This window comes from Sodalis ligni (assembly GCF_016865525.2).
GTDB classification, from domain to species: domain Bacteria; phylum Pseudomonadota; class Gammaproteobacteria; order Enterobacterales; family Enterobacteriaceae; genus Acerihabitans; species Acerihabitans ligni.
Window position 1 is genome coordinate 1,533,445 of sequence record NZ_CP075169.1, and the last position, 24,431, is coordinate 1,557,875.

Here is a 24,431-nt window from a genome sequence, read left to right on the forward strand (position 1 = left end):
AGATGATTATCACCATCCTGGCGCTGTTCAGCTGCGCCGTGCAGGGCGTGACTCTGGACCAGTTGCAGCAGCGATTCAGTCTTCAACCGGTGGTGCGCGCCGATTTCACCCAATCCCGAGCTATAGCGGGCATGGCAAAACCACTGGTATCCAGCGGTCAATTGCTGATCGCCCGGGATAAAGGGCTGTGGTGGCACCAGGCGCGTCCCTTTGCCCTGACCCTGCTGCTGGATGATAAGCGTATGGTGCAGGTGATGAACAATCAGCCGCCCCAGATAGTCACCGCCGAAAGCAATCCGCAGATGTTTCAGTTCAATCATCTGCTGCGCGCCCTGTTCCAGGCGGACCGCCAGGTGCTGGAGCAGAATTTCACCACCGATTTCACCGATTTGGGCAAACAGGGGTGGCGTCTGGTGCTGACGCCGAAAACCTCACCGCTGGATAAGCTTTTCCATACCATCACCCTTAGCGGACGCGACTACCTGGAAGGTATCGAGCTCAACGATCGTCAGGGAGACCTGACCACTATTACCCTGAGCAATCAGCGCTTAACACCACGGACGTTAACCGATGACGAACAGCAGCGCTTCGTATTCTGACTGGCACCGCCGTGGGGCCGTCGCCTGGGGAATCATCTGTATCGCCCTGCTGGTCGCCGCCGCACTGCTGCTACCGCGGGCGCAGATCAACAGCAGCGTGCTGGCCCTGTTGCCCAAGCAGTCCATGGGGGATATTCCGCCGGCTTTGCAGCAAGGTTTCATGCGGCGGCTGGACCGGCAAATGGTCTGGCTGGTCAGCCCGGGGGCCAATGGCGATTCCGCCGTCGCCGCCTGGTGGCTGCACCGGCTGCGGGCTTTGCCGCTGCTGCAAAACCTGGCGGGTCCCGTCGACGAGGCGCAGCAGCAGTCATGGGGAAAATTCGCCTTTGAACACCGCAACGGCCTGGTGGACGGCGCCACGCGCGCGCGCCTGGCGCAGGGCGGCTCGGCCCAGGCTGATTGGGTTCTGGCGCAGCTTTATTCCGCTTTTGCCGGCGTCAGCGGCCGGGAACTGCACGGCGATCCACTGCTGCTGGTGCGCGGGGCGCAGCTGGCGATGCAGGGTAATGCCGGTGGATTGGGTTTGTCCCAAGGCTGGCTGACGGTCAGGGACGCCCAGGGCCGGGTATGGTATTTCCTCCATGGCGAACTTGGCGGCGATTCGTTTGATATGGCCCAGGGCCGGCAACTGGTGGCCGATCTGGACCAATTAAAAACCGAGCTCAAAACGCGGTTCCCCGGGGCGCAGGTATTAACGCGCGGCACCGTGCTGTTTAGCGATTATGCCAGCCAGCAGGCGCGGCATGACGTGTCCAGGCTCGGTCCGGCCACCCTCGGCGGCGTATTGTTGCTGGTGTTCGCCCTGTTCCGATCCCCCCGGCCGCTGTGGCTTTGCGGGCTGTCGGTCGGCATCGGCGCCCTCGCCGGCACGGTGGTGACGCTGTGGCTGTTCGGCGAACTGCATCTGATGACGCTGGTCATGAGCCTGAGCATCGTCGGGATCTCAGCGGACTACACCCTGTATTATCTGACCGAACGCATGGTGCACGGCGGTTCGGCGCCGCCGCTGGAAAGCCTGAGAAAAGTCCTGCCGGCCCTTTTGCCGGCACTGGCCACCGCGGCGGCCGCTTACCTGATCATGGCGCTGGCGCCTTTTCCGGGCCTGCAGCAGCTGGCGGTATTCGCGGCGGCGGGGTTGACCGCCTCGTGCCTGACCGTGGTGTGCTGGTATCCCTATCTGGTGCGGGGATTGCCGGTTCGGCCCCTGCCTGCAATGGTATTGATGGCACGCTGGCTGGCGGCCTGGCGCCGCAATCCCTGGGTGCGTTTCGGCCTGCCGCTGGCGGTTGCCGTCTTCTCGCTGGCGGGGGGGGCGCGCCTTAAGATTAACGACGATATTTCCCAGTTGCAGACCATGCCCGCCGGATTGTTGCAGCAAGAGCGCCAGATTACCGCGCTGACCGGACAAAGCGCCGATCAAACCTGGTTTGTGGTGTACGGCGACAGCCCTGAACAAACCTTGCAACGGCTGGAGGGCCTTGTTCCCCGCTTGGCGCAGGCCCGGCAGGAAGGCTGGCTGAAAAGCTGGCATTCGCTGCCGCTGTCATCACTGGCGCAGCAGCAGCGCGATGCGCAGCTGATCGCCGCCGCGGCCCCTGCGGTTATCCAAGGATTGCGGCAGGCCGGGGCGGATGTCGCCGACGCGGATGTCCGGCCGATGCCGGTGACGCCGGCGGTTTGGCTCGGCAGTCCGCTGAGTGAAGGCTGGCGCCTGTTATGGCTGTCGCTGCCCTCCGGTGAAAGCGGCGTGCTGGTGCCGGTGAGCGGCGCCGTTCAGGGCAAAGCGCTGTCCAGCCTGGCGGATAGCCTGCCTGGAGTCGCCTGGATCGATCGTAAAAGCGCGTTTGATGAGCTGTTCGGCTTTTACCGGGTGATGCTTGGCTGGCTGCTGGCGGCTGCCGTGGCGGTGATTGCCCTGAGTTATATCGCCCGGCTCGGCCCGCGCCGGGGGTTAATCAGCATCGTGCCCTCCCTGCTGTCCCTGGGGAGCGGACTGGCGGCGCTGGCATTGAGCGGGCACCCGCTGAATCTGTTTTCCCTGCTGGCGCTGCTGCTGGTGCTGGGTATCGGCATCAACTATACCCTGTTTTTCAGCAATCCCCGCGGCACGGCGATGACCTCTTTGCTGGCGGTGACCATGGCAATGTGTACTACGCTGTTAACGTTGGGCATGTTGGTTTTCAGCAGCACCCAGGCGATAAGCAGCTTTGGCATTGTGCTGTGCAGCGGTATTTTTACCGCATTTCTATTGGCGCCGCTGGTTGTGCCCGATTCAAAAGGATAAAGGAAATGACATCGTTCAGACGCCGGATAGTTCTGCTGTGCGCGCTGGTGCTGGCCGGCTGTGCAAGCCATCCCGATCAGGGCCGGCCGCAGGCGTGGCTTAAACCCGGCGTGCGCGTCACCCTGCCGGCGCCGGGCATCAGCCCCGCCGTCAGCGAGCAACAGCTGCTGACCGGCACCTTCAAAGGCAAACAGCAATCGCTGCTGGTGCTGCTGAACGCCGATGAGCGGCAACTGTCCCTGGCGGGGCTCTCTTCCATCGGGATCCGCCTGTTCCTGGTGACCTATGACGGGCAGGGCATACATACCCAGCAGTCTATCGTGCTGCCGGAGATGCCCCCCGCCAGCCAGGTGCTGCTGGATATCATGCTCAGCCATTGGCCGGTGGAGACGTGGCGGCGGCAATTGCCGGCCGGCTGGACGCTGCGGGATAGCGGCGACACGCGCCAGCTCCGCGACGACGGCGGCAGGCTGGTCACTGAAATTCGTTATATGACCCGTCATAATCAACGCGAGCCCATCAGCGTGCAGCAGTTCGCTTTTGGTTACCATATCGTCATCCAACACCTGGATAGTTAGTATGATCACTATATCCGCTGTGGGCATGCTGAACGCCCTGGGTAACAATCTGGACGACATCGCCGCCAATCTGGCCGCTGGGATTGCCCCAGGCATGAGGCCGGACCGTGGCTGGCTATTGCATGATAAACCCTGCTGGACCGGCAGGGTGGCGGGGGACCTCCCGGACATTCCTCCGGCTTTCGCCGAACATCGCAGCCGCAACAATCAGCTGCTGCTGGCCGTCCTGGCCCAGATCCGGCCGGAGGTGGATGAGGCTATCGCCCGCTTCGGCGCCCATCGCGTGGCGGTCATCCTGGGAAGCAGTACCTCCGGTCTGGATGAGGCGGATAAGTATGTTGCCAATCATTTGTCCAGCTACCGTTATGCCCAGCAAGAGCTGGGGGATCCCTCCCGCTTCCTGTCCGGTTTTTTGCAGTTGAGCGGGCCGGCCTATACCATTTCCACCGCCTGCACCTCCAGCGCTCGCGCGCTGATAAGCGGGCAGCGCGTGATTGAGTGCGGGCTGGCGGATGCGGCCATCGTCGGCGGCGCCGATACCTTGAGCCGCATGCCGCTGAACGGTTTTGACAGCCTGGAGTCCCTTTCCGCCGGGCGCTGCAGCCCGTTCAGCCGCCAACGCGACGGCATCACCATTGGCGAGGGCGCCGCGTTGATGCTCATTGGCCGCCATTCCGGCTGCGTCGCGCTGCTGGGGGTCGGCGAATCATCCGATGCCTATCATATGTCTGCTCCCCATCCGGAAGGCGTCGGGGCGTCTCAAGCGATCGCCATGGCGCTGAAGCAGGCGCGGCTGCGGCCCGGCGATGTGGGCTACATCAACCTGCACGGTACGGCGACGCGAATGAACGATCGGATAGAGGCCGGGGTCATCCATAACATTTTCGGCGACGCGGTGCCCGGCAGTTCCACCAAACATCTCACCGGCCATACCCTGGGCGCGGCGGGAATCAGCGAGGCGGCAATCTGCTGCCTGCTGCTGACGCGGGAATCAGCCCTGCCGCCGCAGGATTTTTCACAAAGCGACATCGATGATACCCTGCCGCCGTTCGGCTTGCTTACCGCGCCGGCGCGGCCCGCGCATCCCGTTATGTTGTCCAATTCATTTGCCTTTGGCGGCAATAATGCCTGCCTGATTCTGGGAAGGACCGATGGCTGAGTATTTATCCGTCGAGCATTATCTACCGCACCGTGCGCCCATGGTGCTGCTGGACGAAGTGCTGTTGATTGACGAGGATCGCGCCCATTGCCGCGTACGCGTCGGCCGCGATACGGTGCTGGGACCGTTCCTGAACGCCGGTGGGCAATTGCCCGCCTGGTTCGGCATAGAGATCCTTGCCCAAACCATCGGCGTCTGGTCCGGCTGGCATGGCCGCCGTCTGTTTAACGCCGCGCCAAGGCCGGGCATGCTGCTGGGCGGGCGGGGATATCAGTGCAAAACCGCCGGTTTTCCCGCCGGCGCCGTGCTGGACGTACAGGTTCAATTATTGATGCGCGATGAAAAAATCGGCAGCTTCGAGGGAGCCATATTCGTGGACGGCGAACGGTATGCCGGCGGCAGGCTGAATATTTATCAGCCCGACGACCATGAATTACAACAACTTCTACAACAGGGCAAAAGCTGATGTCATGTTCAGTGTTAGTGACCGGGGCCAGTAAGGGCATTGGGCAGGCGATTGCGCTGCGTCTCGCGGCCGACGGATTTCTGGTGGTGGCGCACTACCACCGCGACAGGCCGGGGGCCGAGGAGACGCTGGCCCGTATAGAAGCGGCCGGCGGCGCGGGGCGCATTCTGGGTTTTAATGTGGCCGACCGCCTGGCGTGCCGGGCGGCTATCGAGGCGGACATTGAACGCCACGGCGCTTATTACGGCGTTGTCAGCAATGCCGGCATCACCCGCGACGGCGCTTTCCCGGCCCTGGGCGACGAAGACTGGGACCAGGTCATCCATACCAATCTCGACAGTTTCTATAATGTGATCAAGCCTTGCGTCATGCCGATGATTGGTTTACGCAGCGGCGGGCGCATCATCACCTTGTCATCGGTATCCGGACTGATGGGCAATCGCGGCCAGGTGAACTACAGCGCGGCCAAGGCAGGCATCATCGGCGCCACCAGGGCGCTGGCGGTGGAGCTGGCCAAGCGTAAAATCACCGTCAATTGCATTGCTCCGGGCCTGATAGATACCGGTATGATCCAGATGGAGGCGGCGGCCCTTGAGGAAGCGATGCACATGATTCCGATGAAGCGGATGGGGCATCCGGATGAAGTCGCGGGATTGGCGAGCTATTTAATGTCCGATATAGCCGGCTATGTTACCCGGCAGGTGATATCCATCAACGGAGGTATGCTGTGATTCGGCGCGTCGTGGTAACGGGAATGGGCGGAGTGACCGCCTTCGGCGAGTCCTGGCAGAGCGTGTCCGAGGGTCTGCGCTCAGGTCTGAATGCTGTGCGCAAGATGCCGGAATGGGAAATTTACGACGGGCTGCACACCCTGCTTGGCGCGCCAATCGACAATTTTCGCCTGCCGGAGCACTACACCCGCAAGCGTATCCGCTCCATGGGCCGTGTTTCGCTGCTGGCCACCCGGGCCACCGAATTGGCCCTGGCGCAGGCGGGCCTGCTGGACTCACCGGTGCTTACCAATGGCGAAACCGGCATCGCCTATGGTTCGTCAACGGGCAGCACCGGGCCGGTTAGCGAGTTCGCCACCATGCTGACGGAGAAACACACCAATAATATTACCGGCACTACCTATGTGCAGATGATGTCCCATACCGCCGCGGTAAATACCAGCCTGTTCTTCGGCCTGCGCGGCCGCTTGATTCCCACCTCCAGCGCGTGTACTTCCGGCAGCCAGGCCATCGGCTACGCATGGGAAGCCATCCGGCACGGCTATCAAACCGTCATGGTGGCGGGCGGGGCGGAGGAGCTTTGCCCGTCTGAAGCGGCGGTATTCGATACGCTGTTTGCCACCAGCCAGCGTAACGACATGCCTAAAAGCACCCCTGCGCCTTTCGATGCCCGCCGGGACGGCCTGGTGATAGGAGAAGGAGCGGGCACGCTGATTCTGGAGGAGCTGGAACACGCACGGGCGCGCGGCGCCACCATATATGCCGAGCTGGTGGGGTTTTACACCAACTGCGATGCGGCGCATATTACCCAGCCGCAGCATGAAACGATGCAGGTCTGTATCGAAGGGGCGCTGCGTATCGCGGGTCTGCGGGCGGCGGATATCGGTTATATCAGCGCCCACGGCACCGCCACCGATCGCGGCGATGTGGCGGAAAGCACGGCTACGGCGGCGGTATTCGGCAATCACACCCCCATCTCTTCCCTGAAAAGTTTTTTCGGCCATACGCTGGGCGCCTGCGGCGCGCTGGAAGCCTGGATGAGCATAGAGATGATGCGTGAAGGATGGTTTGCGCCGACGCTGAATCTGACCTGTCCGGCGAAAGACTGCGGCGATTTGGATTACATCATGGGGGAGCCGCGCCTGCTTGAGACGCCTTTTATCCAGTCTAATAATTTTGCGTTCGGCGGCATTAACACTTCATTGATTTTCCGACGCTGGCTGGAATAAAGGAATAAAAAAGACCCACGCATTTTCCGGCAAAAAACCCGCCGTCCAAGACGGGTAAGCAGACTAGCTCTACGCTGGATTTATATCCAGCTCTATTTATTGTAGGCTATAGGTAAAAAAAGGAGCGTTAAAACAGCAGGAGCGCCAGGACAATGGGGAAACTCAGCGGCCAGGTGAGGGCTATCAATACCGAGCAGAGTAGACGAATTTTTATCGAAGGGTCGCAACTGGCCCTGAATGTTAAAAAACCAGCGGCAGCAGCCCCGAGGGAATAGATCAATTTGATATATTCCCACCCCGTGACCATTTCAATATCCATTTTAATAGGCCCTACAATCCCGCTATTTTATGTGTCCGGTATCTTCCGAACTATGGGCTTGGCCTTATCATCAATCTATCAAAATACAAAATATGCCGATAATGCCAAGGGCGATTGCCAAAGCGGATATGACATTGAAATCCTGATTATCCAGATACATAGTCACCTCCTACCGTTCTCAACTGCGATGAGCATGGGCCATTTCACGTGTGCTTGTTGTGACTGACTGTTCATATTTGTAAGCTCGCGTAAAGAATAGCGGTTTTTTTGATCGCATCACTCTATTTAAGGACCGGATCTCATCTGCCTTTTATACCGCTCTTGCTCTACCCTAGAACGTCTGTAGGTTGTGCTGGGGAGTAGCTGACAATAGGGTGTTGTTGGGGGTATTTGTCATACAAAATAGCTTATCACTTGTTAACGCCACGCCTTTGCATTACCGCCAAAGGCGCGGGCGCTATTTTTTTACCCATTCCCTGAGCCGCTGGATATGCAGATAAAGCGCGGGGATGACTAATATTCCCACGACGGTGGCCATCAACATGCCGCCGAACACCGTTATGCCGATAATTCTGCGGCTCATGGCGCCGGCGCCGCTGGCGAATACCAGCGGCATAACGCCAAATATAAAAGAGATAGCGGTCATCATAACGGCGCGAAAACGCTGAAAAGCGCCGTCCCGGGCCGCTTGCGCGATGGTTGCCCCCTCTTCGCGCCGGGCTTTCGAAAACTCGACAATCAATATGGCGTTTTTGGCCGCCAACCCTATCAGCAGCACCAGCCCTATCTGCGCATAAACGTCATTGGCGAAACCCATGGCCTTAAGACCGGCCACGGCGCCGGCTACGGCAAAGATGACCGACAGCATCACCACCAGCGGGATACTCCAGCTCTCATATTGCGCCACCAAAAACAGATAGGCGAAAACCAGCGCCGCTGCATAAATCACTACAGCTTGGCCGCCGGCTTGCTGCTCCTGCCATGACATACCGCTCCAGGCATAACCGTAACCCGGCGGGAGCTGATGCCGCATCAGCTCCTCCATGACGCCCATAGCCTGACCGGAAGTAACTCCTTCGGCGGCGGAACCGCTCACCGACACCGAAGGAAACTGATTGAAATTGCTGATAAAGGGCGCCCCAAGGGTGGGGGTAAGGTGCACCAGATTAGCCAGCCGGACCAGGACGCCGCTGTCGCTGCGCACGTTGATTTGTCCGATCTGCTCCTGCCGCTGCCGGTCATTCATATCATTTTGCAGCTGCACGTTAAATAAGCGGTTATTGCGGGTAAAGTCCCCGGCGTTCACCCCGCCCATGGAAGCTTGCAGCGTAGCGAAAATGCGGCTGACGGGCACTTGCATCAGAGCGGCTCGATCGCGATCAATGCTCAGGCCGATTTCCGGCACCGCGGCGCTGAAGGTGGTAAAGACCCGGTTTAACAATGGATTGCTGTTGGCCGCCAGGATGACTCCGCCGGCCGTCTGTGCCAAGGCCTGGGGAGACTGTCCTTCCAGCGCCTGTATCCGCAGATCAAAACCGGAAGCGCTGCCCAGGCCGCTGATGGCCGGCGGATTAAAGGCCATGATCATTGCCGCCGGAATGGCGGCCAGGCGCGGCTGGATATCCGCCAGTACCTTATCGACATGCTGACGCTGTCCCCAGGGTTTAAGCAGCACGAACATTAAGCCGGTATTAGTGGCATCCCCGCCGCTGAGCAGGCTGAAGCCGGTAATTCTGATTACATTCGCCACCGCCGGGTTCCCCGTCACCTGCCGGTAAACCCGATCCATAACCCGCTGTGTGCGATCCAGCGACGCCCCGTCCGGTAATTGTACATTAACAAAAAAATAGCCCTGATCTTCTTCAGGCAGAAAGGAGGCAGGCAGCCGGCTGTAAACCCACACGGTGGCGAAACCCGCCAGCAGCAAAATAACCACGGAAGTGGCCGCCCGTTTACTGATAGAGAGGGTAATGCCGACATACTTGTCCCGTACCCGGTCCAGGCCGCGATTAAAGCCGCCGAAAAAACCCCTGGTGGGCAATTCACGCCGTTTTATCAGCGAGACGCACAGCGCGGGAGTCAGAGTCAGGGCGTTAATACTGGACAGAATAACCGCCGACGAGAGGGTAACGGCGAATTGCCGGTACAGGGAACCGGTAATTCCCGGCAGTATGGCTATGGGCACGAACACCGCCATCAGCACCAGCGTAGTGGCGATTATCGGGCCGGCTATCTGTACCAGCGCCTTGCCGGTGGCCTGTGCCGGCGTCAGGGTTTCATCCTGGGACAGCAGCCGCTCGACGTTTTCCACCACGACGATGGCATCGTCCACCACCACGGTCAGCGCCAGGATAATGGCGAACAGGCTGAGGGTATTGGCGGAATAGCCGAATGCGAATAATACGGCGAAGGTGCCCAGCAGGGAAACCGGGATGGTCAGGGCCACAATAAAGGTGGCCCGCAGGCTTTGTAAAAACAGGTAGACCACGACCAAGACCACCACCAGGGTCAGTATCAGCGAGATGACAATCTCGTCAAGGGTGGCGGTAACCGCGGCAGTGGAGTCGTAATTAATGGAATAGGCCATGTCGTCCGGGAAGTCGCGGGCGAGACGGGCCATTTCCGTTCTTACCGCGCCGGCCACCGCCAGAGCGTTGGAACCCGGCGTAGGGTACACGCCTAAAAAGGTAGAATCAGTATCATTCAAAGTTGAATTCACCTGGTAATTCTGCGCCCCAAGATCCACTCGGGCCACGTCTCCCAGGCGTACGGTCCCCCCCTCGGCATTGGTACGGATAATCACCTGGCTGAATTGCCGGACATCCTGCAAACGGCCCTGTCCGCTGATGGTCAAGGTCTGCTGCTGGGCGGAAGGATTGGGGGGAGAGCCGATTTGGCCGGCCGCGGCCTGGATATTCTGCTGCTGCAAGGACTGGATAATATCCTGTACGCTGACGTTCAGGGATTCCATCCGGCGTGGGTCCAGCCAGACCCGCATGCTGTAATCCCGCGCGCCGAAAATTTGCACGTCGCCCACGCCGTCGATACGGGCCAGGGCATCCCGTAAACGCAGGCTGGAATAGTTGCTGAGAAACAGGGTGTCCAGCGTCTGTTTAGGGGAAAAGATGTTGACCCCCAGCAGGATATTGGAAGAACGTTTGCGTACCGAGACGCCGCTGTTATTCACCTCCGCCGGCAGCTGCGAGCTGATTTGGGAAATCCGGTTTTGCACTTCCACCGCCGCCATATCCGGATCGGTGCCGCTGGCGAACGTCACGTTCAGTTGGTACCCGCCGCTGCTGGCGCTGTTGGATTCCATATACAGCATGTGACTGACGCCGTTGACCTGGGCTTCGATGGGGGAAGCCACCGCCTCGGCGACGTCCCGGGCGCTGGCGCCGGGATACAGGGCGGAGACGGAAACCACCGGCGGCGCGATATCCGGAAACTGTTCCACCGGAATGGCCTTCAGGGCCGTCACGCCAATCAGCGTGATTACCACTGCGATGACCATGGCGAATTTGGGACGCGTAATAAAAAAAAGCAGCATCGGTACGTCTCCTAGTCACCATCCGCCGGATCAACCGGCGCCAGGCTTGCCGTCGCCGCCGTCGCCGCCGTCGTCGCATCCACCACCATACCGGGCCGGACCCGCTGCAGGCCTTCGACAATCACCCTATCGCCGGCCGCAAGTCCCTGTTTGATTTGGTACTCCTGTTCGAACTGATCGCCGATGACCACCGGCCGGACTTCCACCCGGTTTTCCTTGTCCACCAACAGGACAAAAAAGCCCTCGCGGTTTTGCTGTAATGCAGCGATGGGCGCCATCACCACCGGATCGGCGCGGCCGGCGGTGAGCGTCACGTTCACTACCCCGCCGGGCAGCAGCAGATGGCGTGGATTAGCGAAGCGCGCCCGCACGGTAACCGTGCCGGTCTGACTGTCGATGCGGTTATCCACCGATTCGAAGACCCCCGGTTCAGGATAATCCATTCCGTTAGCCAGCTGCAGATGAGGGGTGTAGCCGCTGTGGGAGAAATCATCGGCATCGGCGTCTTTCCGGTTTGCCGCGGCGATGTAATCCCGTTCATTGATGGCGATGGCGACCCGGATCGGATCGAGCTGGACCAAATGCGCCAGCGAACCGCTCGCCGGATTGATCAGGCTGCCGACGCTGAAATTACTGTGGCCTATGCGTCCGGCGATCGGCGCGGCTATCAGCGTAAAGCCCAGCTGGAGCCGCTGTATGCGCAGATTGGCCTGTGCCTGGGCCACCGCCGCGCCGGAAGTATCCCGCTGCGCCTGGGATGCGTCCACGTCCGCGCGACTGACGGATCGCTGTTCCCCAAGGCGCTGCTGGCGGCTCAGGTTGAGCTGGGCAAGGCGGGCGGTGGCCTTGGCGCTGTCGAGCTGCGCCTGCGCCTGAGCCACGGCGGCCTGGTGCAACGCCGAATCGATTTCAAACAGCGGGTCGCCGGCTTTCACCATCTGCCCTTCGCTAAAATCACGCCTGGCGATAAAGCCTTCCGTACGTGTGGTGATATCCACCGCCTGGATGGCCTCTATCCGCCCGAGATAATAAAGCGAGCGCAGCGGCGTCCGCTGCTCGATCACCGCAACGGTCACCGCCGGCAAAGGCGCGGCCCACAACGGGGAGGAGACATTTGCTAATGTCACTAAGAGTAAGGAACAGAGCAACAGGCCGGTACGGTTCTTGAATGTCATGATCCTGCCTATTCCTCAATCTTGTTATCGATGCGTTTGAGCATATAGGGAAAAAAAGGATTGGACGCAAGGCGCATCAGCGAATCCAGCCCCACCACCAATACCGAACGTTCGCCGCGGGCAGCGAAAGCCCCCAGGCTGATACCATACTGATTGCGCGGGTCCGGATAACGGCCGTACAGGGAATCGGACAGGGGGAAAGGCAAGGCAACATGGGATAGTGAAAAGATATCCGCCGGATACTCTATGCCCAGGAGCTCCACGGTTTCATCCGTCTGTCCGGCAAGCGTGGTTCGCGCCAGGGTGGAGAGGCTGTTGCGGGAAATATTGGTGACCACCGTTGTGGTATAGCGGCGCGGCGCCGGCGGCAATAAACGGCCTAGGGCGGTGTAGGACGAAGTTCTGAGCAAAGGACCGAAGTTTTCCGTCTGATTCAGGTCAAACAATACCAGTTCGCTGCCGTTGGCGGGTAATTGTTCATATAAGGCCGTGATAACCGCGCGGGTGCTGACGGTAGAGTCCATTACCGATTGAAAAGTCAATACCGGCGGCAATGCCGCCAGCTTATTGTCACGGGCGTCCCGGGCGATTTGCCGTTGCAGGACCTGAGTCAGCTCAAATGATTGCCGGCCGGCGTTCACCGGAAATGAATTGTATTTGAACGGATTGAATTCCGGCACGATCCCCAGCCAGGCGGCTTTGGCAAATGCCGGGAAAAAAGCCGGCCAACCGGCTATGCCGGCAAAGCGGGCAAAACGGGTCACGCCGATCATAGGTGAAATCAGAACGACCCGGGAGGGTTTTGCCAAAGCCGGGTCATCCAAGGCATCCAAGGTGTATTTCATCGCCAGCGCGCCGCCGTTGGAAAAACCGACGATATGCAAAGGCAGATCCCTGCCGCTCAGCTTTTTCGCTTCACGTACCGCCAGCCGGGTTGCTGCCGTCCAATCCTGCCATTTTACCTTGGTCAGGGCGCCCGGTACCGTGCCATGGGCCGGCAGACGGATGCCGACGGCCACAAAGCCCCGCTGGCGGTAATTTTCGGCGATATGGCGCAGGCTGTAGGGGGTATCCGTCAAACCGTGCAGCAATACCACCGCGCCCTTGGGAGCGCCGTCGGGCTTCATGATATATGACCGGTTCCAGTTGGTAACAAAACGATCGGGATAAATGGGACTGCCGGAATAATAGCGGTTAAGAGGAGTTTTGACATCCGGCGCCAGTTTATCGGTTACATTTTTGCGAACGCTCTGGAATAGCTCATCCTCCGCTTCTATATAGCTATCCCAGCTGGCTTTATCAATGGCTTTAGCCTGCATATCATCCGGTACAAAGGTATGCCAAAGCTGTAATTGCGGCCCGCTTTGCGTTTCATAAACGCGCAGACTAAACACCGCGACAGCAAAAATGACCAGTACCCAAAAAAAACGGATAGTCCATTGATAAATCACTCTGGCAACCATATATGTTCCCCTGATCAGCGCGGTGAAACTGTCGTCGTACTGCCGTTGGTGGCCACGGCGACGCGCTGGCCTACATGGAACTGACTGGTGCCCAGTGCCTGGACCACAATAATGGTGGATCCATCGTCCCGGCGGACTTCCCAGTTCCACCCCGCTACTGCGTTGGCCCGCGTTTGCATGGCCGGGCCCGCCGCGACGCCGCCAACCGCGCCCGCGGCGGTTGCCAGTCTGCGTCCGCTACCTCCGCCGATCTGATTGCCGAGCATGCCGCCGATGACGCCGCCGCCAACGGTTCCCAGGACATTCTCGCCGCTTCCTCCCTGGATAGTGACGGGACGGACCGAGATCAATGTGCCATAGGTAACGATGTGAAGCTGCCTGGCCTGCGCCGCGGTAAAGGTATCGCCGGAAGAGGTACGGTTATTGGCGCAGCCGCTTAATAACGCCATGCTAATGGCAATGACAACAAATGTTCTGGACATAGTTTTACCTGTTATTTAACGTGCATGACATGTGGAGCACTATTAATGCCCTGGATGGATTCTTAATAAGCAACTATCGGCTTTGTATTGAATGTCTTGCTCTCTTAGCTAAGCATAAAGAGAAAATAAATTAAATATTGATTTCTGTGAAGCTAATAATCGGTAATTAATTTTCACCAATGGATTAGGTATTAATAATTCTTACGTAATGAAAGAAGAACAATTAAATCCTGATTCTTATAATTTCAGATTTATTAATGTATAGTCATTCATATTTTATTATCCATCTCTTAAAAGAAGACGCCATAAAACCAATATTAACTGCATTTATTTTGTCGATATGAGAGAGCGATCATAACCAGCGACTAAGTTATTCCAATCCGGACGGCGACAGGGACGGCTACTGAGGCAAAAGGCGTGCTTGCCGCTGTGGACCGGATAATTTACAATCGATCGTTATGAAAACAAGTAAAACCCCTCTCACCAGACCCCGTGGCCGGCCGCGCTCGTTCGATCGCGATACCGTACTGGATCGCGCCATGCGGTTGTTCTGGCTGCGCGGTTATGAAACCACCTCCCTGACGGAATTGCTCAAGGTTATGGACGTTACCACGCCGAGCATTTACAGCGCCTTTGGCGATAAGGAACATTTGTTCCTGGAAACCATCAAGCGCTATATCGACGGGCCGGGCGGTTACCAGGCAGATGCCCTGGAGGAAAAAACCGCCAAAGGGGCGGTGACGCGCATTCTCAGCCAGGCGGTTGAGAGCATGGTCGACCCCCTGACGCCCCCCGGTTGCATGCTGACGCTCTCCGCCATCAACTGTTCCGCGGCGTCGGCCTCTGTGCAGCAGGCGGTGACCGAGGCCCGTCGGCAAACGGAGCTGGCGTTATGTCGGCGTATCGAGCGGGGCATAGCGGAAGGCGATGTGCCGGCGGGCACCGATGCGGCGGCGCTGGCCGGTTTTTACGCGACCTTTTTGTATGGGATGTCCATCAAGGCTTTGGAAGGCGTGACCCGGGCACAAGCCCGGGCTATGGCGGATGCGGCCCTTAGGGCATGGCCGACGGACTGAAACGGCGGGCCGGCTTCAGATCTGCGCCTGGCCGCCGTCGGCGAAAAGCTCCGCGCCGTTAATGAAACTTGCCGCGTCCGAGGCGAGGAATACCGCCGCTTTGCCGATTTCCGCCGGCTGTCCAACCCGTCCGAGGGGGACCAGGGAGGCCATGGTCTGCAGCAGGCCCTCCTCTTGATCCGGCTCCACCAGGCCCAGCAGGCCGGGGGTCTGGACGGGGCCGGGGCTCAGCACATTGATGCGGATATCCTGGCCGGCCAGATCCTGAATCCAGCTGCGGGCGAAATTGCGCACCGCGGCTTTGGTGGCGCTGTAAACGCTGAAATCCTTTCCGCCGATAGCAGAGGTGGTAGAGCCGGTCAAAATTACCGACGCGCCTTTTGCCAATAACGGCAGCGATTTTTGCACGGTAAACAACACGCCTTTGACATTGATAGCGAAGGTGCGATCAAAATGCTCCTCGGTGATAGCCCCCAGGGCAGCGAATTCACCGCCGCCGGCGTTGGCCACCACGATATCCAGATGTCCTTTTTGGGATTTGATCCGGTCAAAAAGCCGGTCCAGCGAGGCCAAATCCGCTACATCGGCCCGGATGCCCACCGCCTGATCTCCGAGCTGCGCCAATGCTTCATCCAACTGCTGTTGCCTGCGGGCGGTGATAAAAACGAATGCGCCCTGATGAACGAATTCCTGTGCGATACCCAAGCCGATACCGGTGCTGCCGCCGGTAACCAACGCTATTTTACCTTGAAGCGTCTGACTCATCCGATCCTCCTGGTCAATGGTTATTGTTCGATAGCTTTTTCATAGTAAACGCTACGAAAATAACCATGGGGGAAGATAGCGTCAAGCTATTTCGTAGCAATTGATACGAAATAAAACCGGCTGATATCGGCTTAAGCGGCCTGAGATGAAAGCATAGATCGCCAAAAAGAAATCAATACTTGATCAGACTGCTGACAAACGTACTCGGAGTCGATAAGGCGGGACAAGCTGCCAGAAGAGTAAACCGTCCGCGCCAGGGATGGCGCGGATCGAGCCCCCAGGGAGGGGTTCACGGCGTGTTTACGATCTGGCAGCCTGTCTGGGCCGGGCACTTTGTCAACAAGCTCAACTCTTGATTTCTTTATCTACCCAACCGGCGATTTCCTGATAGGGAACAAACATGGTTTGATTTCTTTTGGGATGGGTGGCGGTGAATACCCCCACTATGGCGCCATCCTGCGCGTAGACGGGACCGCCGCTCATGCCGGGCACGCCGCCGGCATCGCTCAGCCCGTAAAGACAGCTGGTGCCCGGCTTATCCCACCAGCCGAACTCCTTCAACACACCGGATGAGGAGGTGGGCATGGCCGTATAGGCGTTATAACCGTAAAGGCTGATCTTGTCTCCTTTATCCGCTTTTTCAAGCTTGGGTAATTTGCGGCCGGTATTGTCATGATAAATTATCGCCACGTCACACAGGGCATTATAGGCCTTTACCTTGACCATCATGACCTTAGCCACATGACCCGCGGTAAGACTGTATTTGGCGGTAAGTGGAAAACTGGAACCAATGGCGCCGGCCAGCACCGGGATCCCGACAAAATGAAAATCCGCTCTGCTTGCCGCCGTTTGATCAACTTTGTAGTGGCCTACCGCGGTACAGGCAGATAATAATAGAGGAAATAAAGTTACTAAAATATTAATTTTCATCTTTACTGTTTCGCTATTGCCGCCTTAATAAAATTGATCACCTGGTGATCAAGCCCGGCCAGTGCTGTGCGCCACTAGGGTTAACGGCCGGATTTGCATTTTCTTTAGCCAGGGGCAAGGATATATACAGACGTATTGACATAGCAGGGTTAGAAAAATGGTCTACTTAACTCAAATTATTTTTCGGATGATATTGATTCGTTGAAATATATTTAATTTGAATTCTTCATCCTTTTTCCATTGTGCCGGCTAAAATATTTTTTTATCGGTCAATCCAGTCTCCATGCCCCTCCGGGGGCTCTCGTCGACGCATCAGACGGGTCGTTGGCAATCATCGGGTGAGTTAAGTAAAATTTCGAGTTGAATAAGCGGCGGTAGGCAATAAAACACCCGATTTAATTTGTTCTCTCATTACTTATTAGGGATGTCATTTAATTATTTCATTTGAAACAAAATATTAATAAAAGTACAACATATGGCTGCCGTTAAAAACGAAATATTCCAATAGCCGTTTTTTGCCTCTTCTCGTTTCCGGCCCGTTTAAGTTGAAAACTTTATCCTTTTTTTCATGAGAGGTGCGAATGCGCAGATTATTTGTTTATTTCTGGATAATAATTTTAGTAGGATGCTGTGGGAAACCAGGGCAGATTGACCGGGGCGCCTACCTGGCGGATAGCGCCGTTTCCTCCAACAGCCAGGACGAGAGGATCCGTTTTCTGGTCATGCATTACACTGCCGCGGACGACCAGGAATCATTGCGTTTATTGACCCAGGGTCAGGTGAGCGCACATTATCTGGTGCACTCTTCGCCGGAAATCAACCGGGGCAAACCGGTGGCAAGGCAACTGGTCGCCGAAGAGAAACGCGCCTGGCATGCGGGGGAGAGCCATTGGCAAGGGCGCAACAATATTAACGACACCTCCGTTGGTATTGAAATTGTCAATCTGGGCTTTCGCGAGGAAGCGGGGGGAAAAACCTGGTATCCGTTCAATGAAGATCAAATTGAGCTGGTGGCGCTTTTGGCGCGGGATATCATACACCGCTATGGAATAAGCCCGGCAAATGTGGTGGCCCATAGCGATATCGCTCCCCTGAGAAAAAACGATCCCGGTCCCTGCTTTCCCTGGCGACAACTGGCACTACGGGGCATCGGCGCCTGGCCAGATCGCGAGAGCGTGGAGAGATATCTGGCGGGGAGGGCGCATGGTGAGCCGGCCCCGGTGGCTAAAATCCAGCAAGCGCTGGCCCGCTATGGCTACTCTATCCCTGAGAACGGGCTGGCGGATGATAAGACCCGGCGCGCCATCAGTGCCTTCCAGATGCATTTCAGACCAGAGGATATTTCCGGTACGCCGGACGCGCAAACCGAAGCGATTGCCATGGCGCTGGTTGAAAAATACCGCAGCTGAGTGAGCCCTTTGGCTGAGATGCGGGCAGGGTTTGTTTGCGCCGCCTACCGGAACCAGCGGACTTCTATCCCTTGCGGGGGTATAATAAGCAGGAGCGCTTGGCTATTATTTAAAGCGCCTATAACCGAGAATCTGCCTGGACGGGCATATTTTCGGTTAAATTTTGGGCATTACTTGCACAATTGCTCACACAAGCGGGATGCAATCAGGTAAAATACACAATCTTTCTGACAAATTTATGAAAATGCGGAGGTGTCCTGTCATGAATTCAAGTAATCAGCAACAAGCCGAAAATCACCATAGCCCCATAACCACCACTTTATCAGGCGTTATCACCAAATCTCCCAGCCGTATCAAAGGCAATACCGGGCGGCCCATGGTGAAAGCAACCATTCTGGCGGAAAGCGATAAGCGCAGCTCTTACCCGTTGACCGTGGTGGGCTTCGATATCATGGCGCTCGAATTGATGGCGCATCTTCGGGGCGAACGGCTAACCGTCACCGGGCGTATGGAGTGGAACGGAGGTTATTCCATTGTTGCCGACCAGATTGTCTCCGTTTAAGAATGTCACTTTTTCCATGACGGCTTGCGCATCCGGCATGACGTTTTGAAGGCCATCATACCTCCGGATACTCAATAGCCATTCTCGGCCCGTACCCCATAGACATGATGATTTGCAAATCGAAAGAGGTCGTCTTTCATCGTTAATCAACTCTATTTATCAAGGAGTTGTGCGGCTTTGTTTCGATTTGCATAGTGCGGTATCCTGCTTAATGCATAGCCCAACGGAATTGTTTTGGAAAGTTAAAAGGATGAAAAATAAAATGAAAAAACTTGCTATCACGATCTCCCTATGTGTAAATAGCGTTATCGGTTTGTAGAGCAGACCTATTTATGAATGTCATTTTAGTAAAGTTGTTCCGATTTAAACGGTATTGCAAATTATCGCTTCTCCGAGGAATTTCCTTCTTTAGTGCTCCCATAAGTAAATCTCGATAAGCAGACCACAATCGCCTTATGGCGGCTCTAAAAAGGAAACAAAAATGGCTAACAAAATGACCGGTTCAGTAAAATGGTTTGACGCAGGCAAAGGTTTTGGCTTTATCACCCCTGCTGACGGCAGCAAAGATGTATTCGTACATTTCTCTGCAATCCAAAGCAATGATTTCAAAACCCTTGATGAAGGCCAACAGGTCGAATTCAATATCGAACAAGGCCAGAAAGGCCCGTCAGCAACTAACGTTGTTGCGCTGTAATATACAGCCCCGGTGACTTAGGCTACCTGCGATAGCGATGATGGCGCAAGCCGGAGCAGTCAGGTACCTTACTTAAGCCGAAACATTCTAAACCCTGGTAATTCCGGGGTTTTTTATTATCTTTTTTTATCGAAATCCCTCGCCGTATTGCTGACAAATCTTAAAGTCTAATGGGAGAAAACGCAAAATTGCGCCATAAGACTCTTGTCGTTTTTAACAAACCCCTTCATTTAATGCTAAAATCCCGCTTCGACTGAACAAGGACACTGGTATGAAGAAAATTTTTGTCACCGGTCTGCTGGCGGCTGCTTTGACCGGATGCGCGGGAACCGCCGATTATGCCGAGGTGATTAAAGCGCCCGCGCCCCAGGAGCTGGCCGGCGTATGGACCACTACCGGGCCGCAAAGCTGGCTAGTCAGTCCGGAGGCCGTAGCAAGTTTAATCATCACCCGATCCGGCGATACGCTGGATTGCCGTCACTGGCAACGCACCATTGCCAAAAGAGGCAAGCTGGACTGGACCGGTGAGCAGTATTACAACGTTACCTTCAAGAGCGAAAACTATAAGATTGTCCTGGAGAACGGTGAAATGAAATATGACCATATGACCCTGCGCCGGGTTAAGGCCCCTACCGCGGAATGCGCTGCCTTTCTCACCAGCGTCAATGGCGATTATCAGATAATCGTACCAACCGCCCCGGTGCGCCATGTCCAGACGTCACATAAGAAATCCGGCGGCGCCCAAATGAGAAATACCAAAGGCTGACATAGCGCGGGCATGATCTAACGATGGCGGGCTGCGCCGTTTGCAAGACAGTGCGAAACAAAGATTTCACTGCCCGCCTACGGTGCAACGTTATGTTCCGGGTACGGCATGTTGAATTTATCTTGTAATAAATTGATTATTTTCAATGTACTATGAACATGGCACCGTAATTGCTTCTTCCCGGTACAACGTCCCGTGGAGGTCTAAGCGATGAAAGCAATCATTATTGGTGCGGGAATGGGGGGCGCCACCGCCGGCATAGCGCTGCAAAATATGGGCTGCCGGGTGGAAATCTACGAGTCGGTAAGAGAAATAAAACCGGTGGGCGCCGCCATTTCCATCTGGCCTAACGGTGTTAAGTGCCTGAATTTCATTGGACTTCAGCAACAGATTAAGACGCTCGGCGGGAATATGGCCGCCATGGCCTACCGGGATTACCGCACCGGAGAAACCCTGACCCAATTCAGCTTGCGGCCTCTGGTGGAGCGGGTAGGGGAATATCCTTATCCGGTGGCCCGGGCGGAGCTCCAGTCACTGTTATTGGACGCCTTGGGCCGGGAGCGCATATACCTTGGCAAACGTTTGGTGGAGCTGGAAGATGACGGCCGGCAGGTTACCGCCTGGTTCGAGGACGGCAGCTCGGCCAGCGGTGATCTGCTGATTGGCGCCGACGGGGCGCACTCTGTCGTCAGGGGATATGTGCTCGGTCATACCGTTGAACGCCGGTTTGCCGGGTATGTTAATTGGAATGGCCTGATTGCCGCCGAGAACGGCCTCGCGCCGGCGGATCAATGGACCACTTTTGTAGGGCAGGGTAAACGGGTTTCGTTGATGCCGGTGGCAGGCGGGCGTTTTTACTTCTTCTTCGATGTTCCTCTTCCTCAAGGGTTAAGACAGCGGTCCGATACCGCGAAAGAAGATTTGCGCGGTTATTTTGCCGGCTGGTGCGCTCCGGTGCAGCGGCTTATCGACAGGCTTGAACCCGCCGGCGTCAATCGGGTGGAAATACATGATATCGATCCCCTGGAGCAATTAGTGCGCGGACGCGTCGCCCTGCTGGGGGACGCGGGTCACAGCAGCACCCCGGATATCGGTCAGGGGGGCTGCGCCGCCATGGAGGATGCGATAGTACTGGCCAACCTTTTGCGTACCCATTCCCTGGGCATTGAGGATACGTTGCGTCGCTATCAGGAGAGCCGGCGGCAGCGCGTCGGGTCGCTGGTGCTTAAAGCGCGCAAACGCTGCGATGTGACGCACGGCAAGGATCCGGCGGCCACCGAAGACTGGTACCGCAGCCTGGCAAGGGAAACGGGAGAGCATATTATCGACGGCTTGGTCGATACCATCGAGGGCGGCCCGCTATAGCGGCAAACAGCTGCTATACGCCGGTACGGACGGTTAAGCTGTGCGGCAATCCTGCGCCGGCGTAGGGTTTAATAAATATTTTTCAAGATAATCCCAATGCGGATTATGGTAATCTAGCATCGCTCCCAACAAATTTTTCTTCGTTAGAAAATGTCCTGCTCGCTTCTGTTATTGTCAGTTTTTATCTTCAACGATAAAAAATGTCTTTTATGTAAGCAAATAATCCAGGGTGGTTTTTAAAAGGTACGCAATAAAATTATGAAGCTTAACTAAAATGATACACCCCCAGAAATTTACGTTTTCCTTACTGCATCCGCGCTATTGGCTTATATGGTTCGGTTTGGGCGTGCTTTTTTTATTAGTTCAGCTGCCTTACCCGACATTATATAAGTTGGGCGGCTGGCTGGGCCGGATGTCTATGCAGTTTTTGAAACGCCGGGCGGCAATAACCCGCAGGAACCTTGAACTCTGCTTTCCCGCCATGGATCGGGCCAAACTGGAGCGGATGGTGATCAATAACTTCCGTTCGGCGGGCATGGGACTGATTGAGACCGGAATGGCCTGGTTCTGGTCCGATGCCAGAGTGCGGCGCTGGTTTGATGTCTATGGGTTGCACAATCTGCAGCGGGCCAATGAACACAATCAGGGGGTGATGGTGATTGGCTTCCATTTCATGTCGCTGGAGCTTGGCGGGCGGGCGATGGGATTGTGTCAGCCGATGATGGCTATGTATCGGCCCCACAATAATAAGGTGATGGAGCTGGTGCAAACCTGGGGCCGGATGCGGTCCAACAAGGCAATGCTGGATCGCAAGGACCTGCGCGGCATGGTACAGGCAATGAAACAGGGCGAGACCGTGTGGTTCGCTCCCGATCAGGATTACGGCCCCCGCGGCAGTATTTTCGCCCCGTTTTTCGCCGTAAGCCACGCTGCCACTACCCGCGGCACCTTCACGTTGGCCCGGCTGGCTAAACCAAAGCTGGTGCCGGTGGTATTACTGCGCAAAAGGAATGGCAAAGGATACCGGCTATTGATTCAGCCTCAGCTGGACGATTATCCGCTGGATGACGAAATGGCCGCCACCTGCTACATGAATAAAATCGTCGAGCAGGAAATCATGCGGGCGCCGGATCAATATTTATGGATGCACCGGCGTTTTAAAACCCGCCCCACGGGTGAACTTTCTCTTTACCTGTGACCCTCTCTGACTGACCTGCGCATACCGCTCCCCTGAACCCAGGGGGACGGACGCTTACTTTTTCTCAAGGAGAGCAAGTCGAATTTTTTTGGTTTTAGCCATTTTTTGCCGCCGCCGCCCGGCTATTGACCCGTTATTGTCTCAATCCGCCGATATAGACCGTATTTTGGCGCTTTTTCCAACAATCACTTGTGGAGGGTAATTTCTATACTGGCAGCATGAATACAAAACCAATTGTCAGAGAATATCCCAAGATGGACATAACACATAACAAATCCTGGGTCATGGTGTTCCTCTTCAGTGCACTGTTCTGGGCGGTAGGCGGCAGCATTTTTTACTGGTTGATTTTTAAATAAACCTGGGGGGCTTGACGTTATTCACATTTGAACTACTTCATTAACGTTCCTGAAACTTTAACCCGATGATAGGCTTAAATGCGCGGTTAATTGATTTTTTGCGAGCGCTCGCGCAAATCTGGCGTATAGTAACCAGCAATTCTGAATACAAACTAAATTTCAGATTAATCCGAATCTTTCAGGCCCGGCTAATGTAAACATAGTGCAAACGTAAGTAAAGGCCCGTGCTGGTTGTTTTATATAAAAGCTGCTGAATAATAAGCTTTTTTAATTTCCATGGGTGCTATCATTATCAGGATTTAAACAAAAGCTGTAAAGTTTAAAATTTGTTACTAATATTACAAAAAATTACTGGTACACCTTTTGTTCTGATTCGCTACACTATCAACCTTTCTTTACATGTGCTGGTTTCATACCCCCCAATTATTTATAGGTAAATTATGTTACGCAATGGCCGCTCTCGGGCAGTATCGCTGTTAGCTATCCTGGGAATGTCCCTGGCTAGTTTTTCGACTTTTGCTGATACCGATATTTTCACCGCGCTGGATGATCCTTCAACCGCGAAAAAAAGTTTTGATGGTAATGTTCTGGGAAGCTACAACAAGCAATCCGGCAACACCACGAGCTCGAATCTGGCGGCCAGCAGCACCATGACGTGGTTTCAACCCACCAACGCCTATAGTATTTGGGGCGAAGCGGCTAACGACTCCTCCAATAATGTACGTTCGGATGAAAAATATCAGGCCGGTGCCCGTGCCCGCCATAATCTGGATACCGATAACTTCCTGTTCGGACAGGCTAACTGGCTAAGCGATCGTTATAACGGCTATCGCTCGCGCTCCACCGCTACCGCCGGCTATGGCCGTCAATTGCTCAACGGTCCTATCTCGCATTTGCGGGTGGAAGCCGGCCCCGGCGTACGGCACGACGAATTTGAAGGCGGCGGCAGACAAACCAAGGCGCTGGCCTATGGCGCAATGTCCTTTACCTATCAGTTAACCGATACCACCCAGTTTATCCAGGGCGTATCTCTTTTAGGTAACGCGGATCTTACCGCGAACTCCGAAACCGGTCTTAGCGTGGCCATCAATAAAAGCTTCTCGCTGAAAGTGACCTACGACGTGACCTATAACAGCGCTCCGCCTGATGGCGCACCAAAACATACCGATACCAAGACCGCCATTGCCTTGGTCTACGGGCTGTAATTTTCCCTTCGATTCAGTCGTGATGAACGGCTGAATCCACGGCTTGAAAGAATATAAAGTCAGCGGAGGG

At 56.0% G+C, this 24,431-nt stretch carries 21 protein-coding genes and 1 pseudogene; 15 read left to right on the top strand and 7 right to left on the bottom strand.

Annotated elements, in window-relative coordinates:
• The first annotated feature begins 2 nt into the window (after positions 1-2).
• The 7 genes from GTU79_RS07180 to GTU79_RS07210 are packed head-to-tail and all read left to right on the top strand — an operon-like array spanning position 3 to position 7,046.
• Entirely contained in the window at positions 3-599 is a 597-nt protein-coding gene (locus GTU79_RS07180; protein ID WP_413726897.1) for a LolA family protein, read from the top strand.
• On the top strand, positions 571-2,883 hold the full coding sequence (locus GTU79_RS07185; protein ID WP_203522354.1) for an MMPL family transporter: 2,313 nt from the start codon (positions 571-573) through the stop codon (positions 2,881-2,883). The genes GTU79_RS07180 and GTU79_RS07185 overlap by 29 nt, the downstream gene beginning before the upstream one ends.
• A 5-nt stretch (positions 2,884-2,888) precedes the next feature.
• Positions 2,889-3,461, top strand: coding sequence for a DUF3261 domain-containing protein (locus GTU79_RS07190; protein WP_203522353.1), 573 nt, complete (start codon positions 2,889-2,891; stop codon positions 3,459-3,461).
• Position 3,462: 1 nt separating this feature from the next.
• Entirely contained in the window at positions 3,463-4,620 is a 1,158-nt protein-coding gene (locus GTU79_RS07195; RefSeq protein WP_203522352.1) for a beta-ketoacyl-[acyl-carrier-protein] synthase family protein, read from the top strand.
• On the top strand, positions 4,613-5,086 hold the full coding sequence (locus GTU79_RS07200) for a hotdog family protein (RefSeq protein WP_203522351.1): 474 nt from the start codon (positions 4,613-4,615) through the stop codon (positions 5,084-5,086). The genes GTU79_RS07195 and GTU79_RS07200 overlap by 8 nt, the downstream gene beginning before the upstream one ends.
• Positions 5,086-5,817, top strand: coding sequence for a 3-ketoacyl-ACP reductase FabG2 (locus GTU79_RS07205; protein ID WP_203522350.1), 732 nt, complete (start codon positions 5,086-5,088; stop codon positions 5,815-5,817). The genes GTU79_RS07200 and GTU79_RS07205 overlap by 1 nt, the downstream gene beginning before the upstream one ends.
• Positions 5,814-7,046 carry a beta-ketoacyl-ACP synthase gene (locus GTU79_RS07210; RefSeq protein ID WP_203522349.1) on the top strand — a complete coding sequence of 411 codons (1,233 nt, stop codon included), beginning with the start codon at positions 5,814-5,816 and terminating at the stop codon, positions 7,044-7,046. Before GTU79_RS07205 ends, GTU79_RS07210 begins: the two co-directional genes overlap by 4 nt.
• A gap of 127 nt (positions 7,047-7,173) precedes the next feature.
• Here the strand turns inward: GTU79_RS07210 and GTU79_RS07215 are convergent, their stop codons facing one another.
• From GTU79_RS07215 to GTU79_RS07235, 5 genes are all read right to left on the bottom strand, one after another.
• A complete protein-coding gene (locus tag GTU79_RS07215) occupies positions 7,174-7,365 on the bottom strand; it encodes a GhoT/OrtT family toxin (protein WP_338091463.1) in 192 nt (63 codons plus the stop codon).
• 457 nt (positions 7,366-7,822) lie between these two features.
• Positions 7,823-10,915 carry an efflux RND transporter permease subunit gene (locus GTU79_RS07220; RefSeq protein ID WP_203522348.1) on the bottom strand — a complete coding sequence of 1,031 codons (3,093 nt, stop codon included), beginning with the start codon at positions 10,913-10,915 and terminating at the stop codon, positions 7,823-7,825.
• Positions 10,916-10,926: 11 nt separating this feature from the next.
• On the bottom strand, positions 10,927-12,090 hold the full coding sequence (locus GTU79_RS07225) for an efflux RND transporter periplasmic adaptor subunit (RefSeq protein WP_203522347.1): 1,164 nt from the start codon (positions 12,088-12,090) through the stop codon (positions 10,927-10,929).
• 8 nt (positions 12,091-12,098) lie between these two features.
• Entirely contained in the window at positions 12,099-13,553 is a 1,455-nt protein-coding gene (locus tag GTU79_RS07230) for an alpha/beta hydrolase (RefSeq protein ID WP_203522346.1), read from the bottom strand.
• A 14-nt stretch (positions 13,554-13,567) separates the two neighbouring features.
• The gene (locus GTU79_RS07235) at positions 13,568-14,035 is read right to left on the bottom strand and encodes an outer membrane lipoprotein (protein WP_214513807.1); all 468 of its coding nucleotides are present in this window, start codon (positions 14,033-14,035) and stop codon (positions 13,568-13,570) included.
• Positions 14,036-14,493: 458 nt separating this feature from the next.
• Between GTU79_RS07235 and GTU79_RS07240 the strand changes: the two genes are divergently transcribed.
• On the top strand, positions 14,494-15,111 hold the full coding sequence (locus GTU79_RS07240) for a TetR/AcrR family transcriptional regulator (protein ID WP_203522345.1): 618 nt from the start codon (positions 14,494-14,496) through the stop codon (positions 15,109-15,111).
• Positions 15,112-15,126: 15 nt separating this feature from the next.
• On the opposite strand, the gene GTU79_RS07245 is transcribed toward GTU79_RS07240, so the two are convergent.
• Both GTU79_RS07245 and GTU79_RS07250 read right to left on the bottom strand, forming a co-directional pair.
• Entirely contained in the window at positions 15,127-15,876 is a 750-nt protein-coding gene (locus GTU79_RS07245; protein ID WP_203522344.1) for an SDR family oxidoreductase, read from the bottom strand.
• Between the two features lie 345 nt (positions 15,877-16,221).
• On the bottom strand, positions 16,222-16,806 hold the full coding sequence (locus GTU79_RS07250; protein WP_203522343.1) for a trypsin-like peptidase domain-containing protein: 585 nt from the start codon (positions 16,804-16,806) through the stop codon (positions 16,222-16,224).
• A 581-nt stretch (positions 16,807-17,387) separates the two neighbouring features.
• Here GTU79_RS07250 and GTU79_RS07255 point away from each other — a divergent pair.
• The 7 genes and pseudogenes from GTU79_RS07255 (at position 17,388) to GTU79_RS07285 (ending at position 24,361) form a co-directional block, all read left to right on the top strand.
• Positions 17,388-18,215 carry an N-acetylmuramoyl-L-alanine amidase gene (locus GTU79_RS07255; RefSeq protein WP_203522342.1) on the top strand — a complete coding sequence of 276 codons (828 nt, stop codon included), beginning with the start codon at positions 17,388-17,390 and terminating at the stop codon, positions 18,213-18,215.
• A 262-nt stretch (positions 18,216-18,477) separates the two neighbouring features.
• Positions 18,478-18,777: a hypothetical protein gene (locus GTU79_RS07260; RefSeq protein ID WP_132922853.1), complete on the top strand. Its 300-nt coding sequence runs from the start codon at positions 18,478-18,480 to the stop codon at positions 18,775-18,777.
• A gap of 481 nt (positions 18,778-19,258) precedes the next feature.
• On the top strand, positions 19,259-19,471 hold the full coding sequence (gene cspE / locus GTU79_RS07265; protein WP_132922852.1) for a transcription antiterminator/RNA stability regulator CspE: 213 nt from the start codon (positions 19,259-19,261) through the stop codon (positions 19,469-19,471).
• Positions 19,472-19,742: 271 nt separating this feature from the next.
• A pseudogene (gene yedD / locus GTU79_RS07270) lies at positions 19,743-20,126 on the top strand (lipoprotein YedD); the annotation flags it as partial.
• A gap of 321 nt (positions 20,127-20,447) precedes the next feature.
• Positions 20,448-21,602, top strand: coding sequence for an FAD-dependent urate hydroxylase HpxO (gene hpxO, locus GTU79_RS07275; RefSeq protein WP_203522340.1), 1,155 nt, complete (start codon positions 20,448-20,450; stop codon positions 21,600-21,602).
• 274 nt (positions 21,603-21,876) lie between these two features.
• A complete protein-coding gene (gene lpxP, locus GTU79_RS07280; RefSeq protein ID WP_214513808.1) occupies positions 21,877-22,800 on the top strand; it encodes a kdo(2)-lipid IV(A) palmitoleoyltransferase in 924 nt (307 codons plus the stop codon).
• Between the two features lie 796 nt (positions 22,801-23,596).
• Positions 23,597-24,361 carry a DUF481 domain-containing protein gene (locus GTU79_RS07285; protein WP_132922848.1) on the top strand — a complete coding sequence of 255 codons (765 nt, stop codon included), beginning with the start codon at positions 23,597-23,599 and terminating at the stop codon, positions 24,359-24,361.
• The last annotated feature ends 70 nt before the right edge of the window (positions 24,362-24,431 follow it).

Coding starts and splice junctions, on each gene's coding strand:
- GTU79_RS07255 (WP_203522342.1), top strand. CDS start 17,388: ATGCGCAGATTATTTGTTTATTTCTGGATAATAATTTTAGTAGGATGC.
- GTU79_RS07235 (WP_214513807.1), bottom strand. CDS start 14,035: ATGTCCAGAACATTTGTTGTCATTGCCATTAGCATGGCGTTATTAAGC.
- GTU79_RS07215 (WP_338091463.1), bottom strand. CDS start 7,365: ATGGATATTGAAATGGTCACGGGGTGGGAATATATCAAATTGATCTAT.
- GTU79_RS07250 (WP_203522343.1), bottom strand. CDS start 16,806: ATGAAAATTAATATTTTAGTAACTTTATTTCCTCTATTATTATCTGCC.
- hpxO (WP_203522340.1), top strand. CDS start 20,448: ATGAAAGCAATCATTATTGGTGCGGGAATGGGGGGCGCCACCGCCGGC.
- GTU79_RS07240 (WP_203522345.1), top strand. CDS start 14,494: ATGAAAACAAGTAAAACCCCTCTCACCAGACCCCGTGGCCGGCCGCGC.
- GTU79_RS07225 (WP_203522347.1), bottom strand. CDS start 12,090: ATGACATTCAAGAACCGTACCGGCCTGTTGCTCTGTTCCTTACTCTTA.
- GTU79_RS07220 (WP_203522348.1), bottom strand. CDS start 10,915: ATGCTGCTTTTTTTTATTACGCGTCCCAAATTCGCCATGGTCATCGCA.
- GTU79_RS07180 (WP_413726897.1), top strand. CDS start 3: ATGATTATCACCATCCTGGCGCTGTTCAGCTGCGCCGTGCAGGGCGTG.
- GTU79_RS07230 (WP_203522346.1), bottom strand. CDS start 13,553: ATGGTTGCCAGAGTGATTTATCAATGGACTATCCGTTTTTTTTGGGTA.
- GTU79_RS07260 (WP_132922853.1), top strand. CDS start 18,478: ATGAATTCAAGTAATCAGCAACAAGCCGAAAATCACCATAGCCCCATA.
- GTU79_RS07200 (WP_203522351.1), top strand. CDS start 4,613: ATGGCTGAGTATTTATCCGTCGAGCATTATCTACCGCACCGTGCGCCC.
- GTU79_RS07285 (WP_132922848.1), top strand. CDS start 23,597: ATGTTACGCAATGGCCGCTCTCGGGCAGTATCGCTGTTAGCTATCCTG.
- cspE (WP_132922852.1), top strand. CDS start 19,259: ATGGCTAACAAAATGACCGGTTCAGTAAAATGGTTTGACGCAGGCAAA.
- GTU79_RS07195 (WP_203522352.1), top strand. CDS start 3,463: ATGATCACTATATCCGCTGTGGGCATGCTGAACGCCCTGGGTAACAAT.
- lpxP (WP_214513808.1), top strand. CDS start 21,877: ATGATACACCCCCAGAAATTTACGTTTTCCTTACTGCATCCGCGCTAT.
- GTU79_RS07245 (WP_203522344.1), bottom strand. CDS start 15,876: ATGAGTCAGACGCTTCAAGGTAAAATAGCGTTGGTTACCGGCGGCAGC.
- GTU79_RS07205 (WP_203522350.1), top strand. CDS start 5,086: ATGTCATGTTCAGTGTTAGTGACCGGGGCCAGTAAGGGCATTGGGCAG.
- GTU79_RS07185 (WP_203522354.1), top strand. CDS start 571: ATGACGAACAGCAGCGCTTCGTATTCTGACTGGCACCGCCGTGGGGCC.
- GTU79_RS07190 (WP_203522353.1), top strand. CDS start 2,889: ATGACATCGTTCAGACGCCGGATAGTTCTGCTGTGCGCGCTGGTGCTG.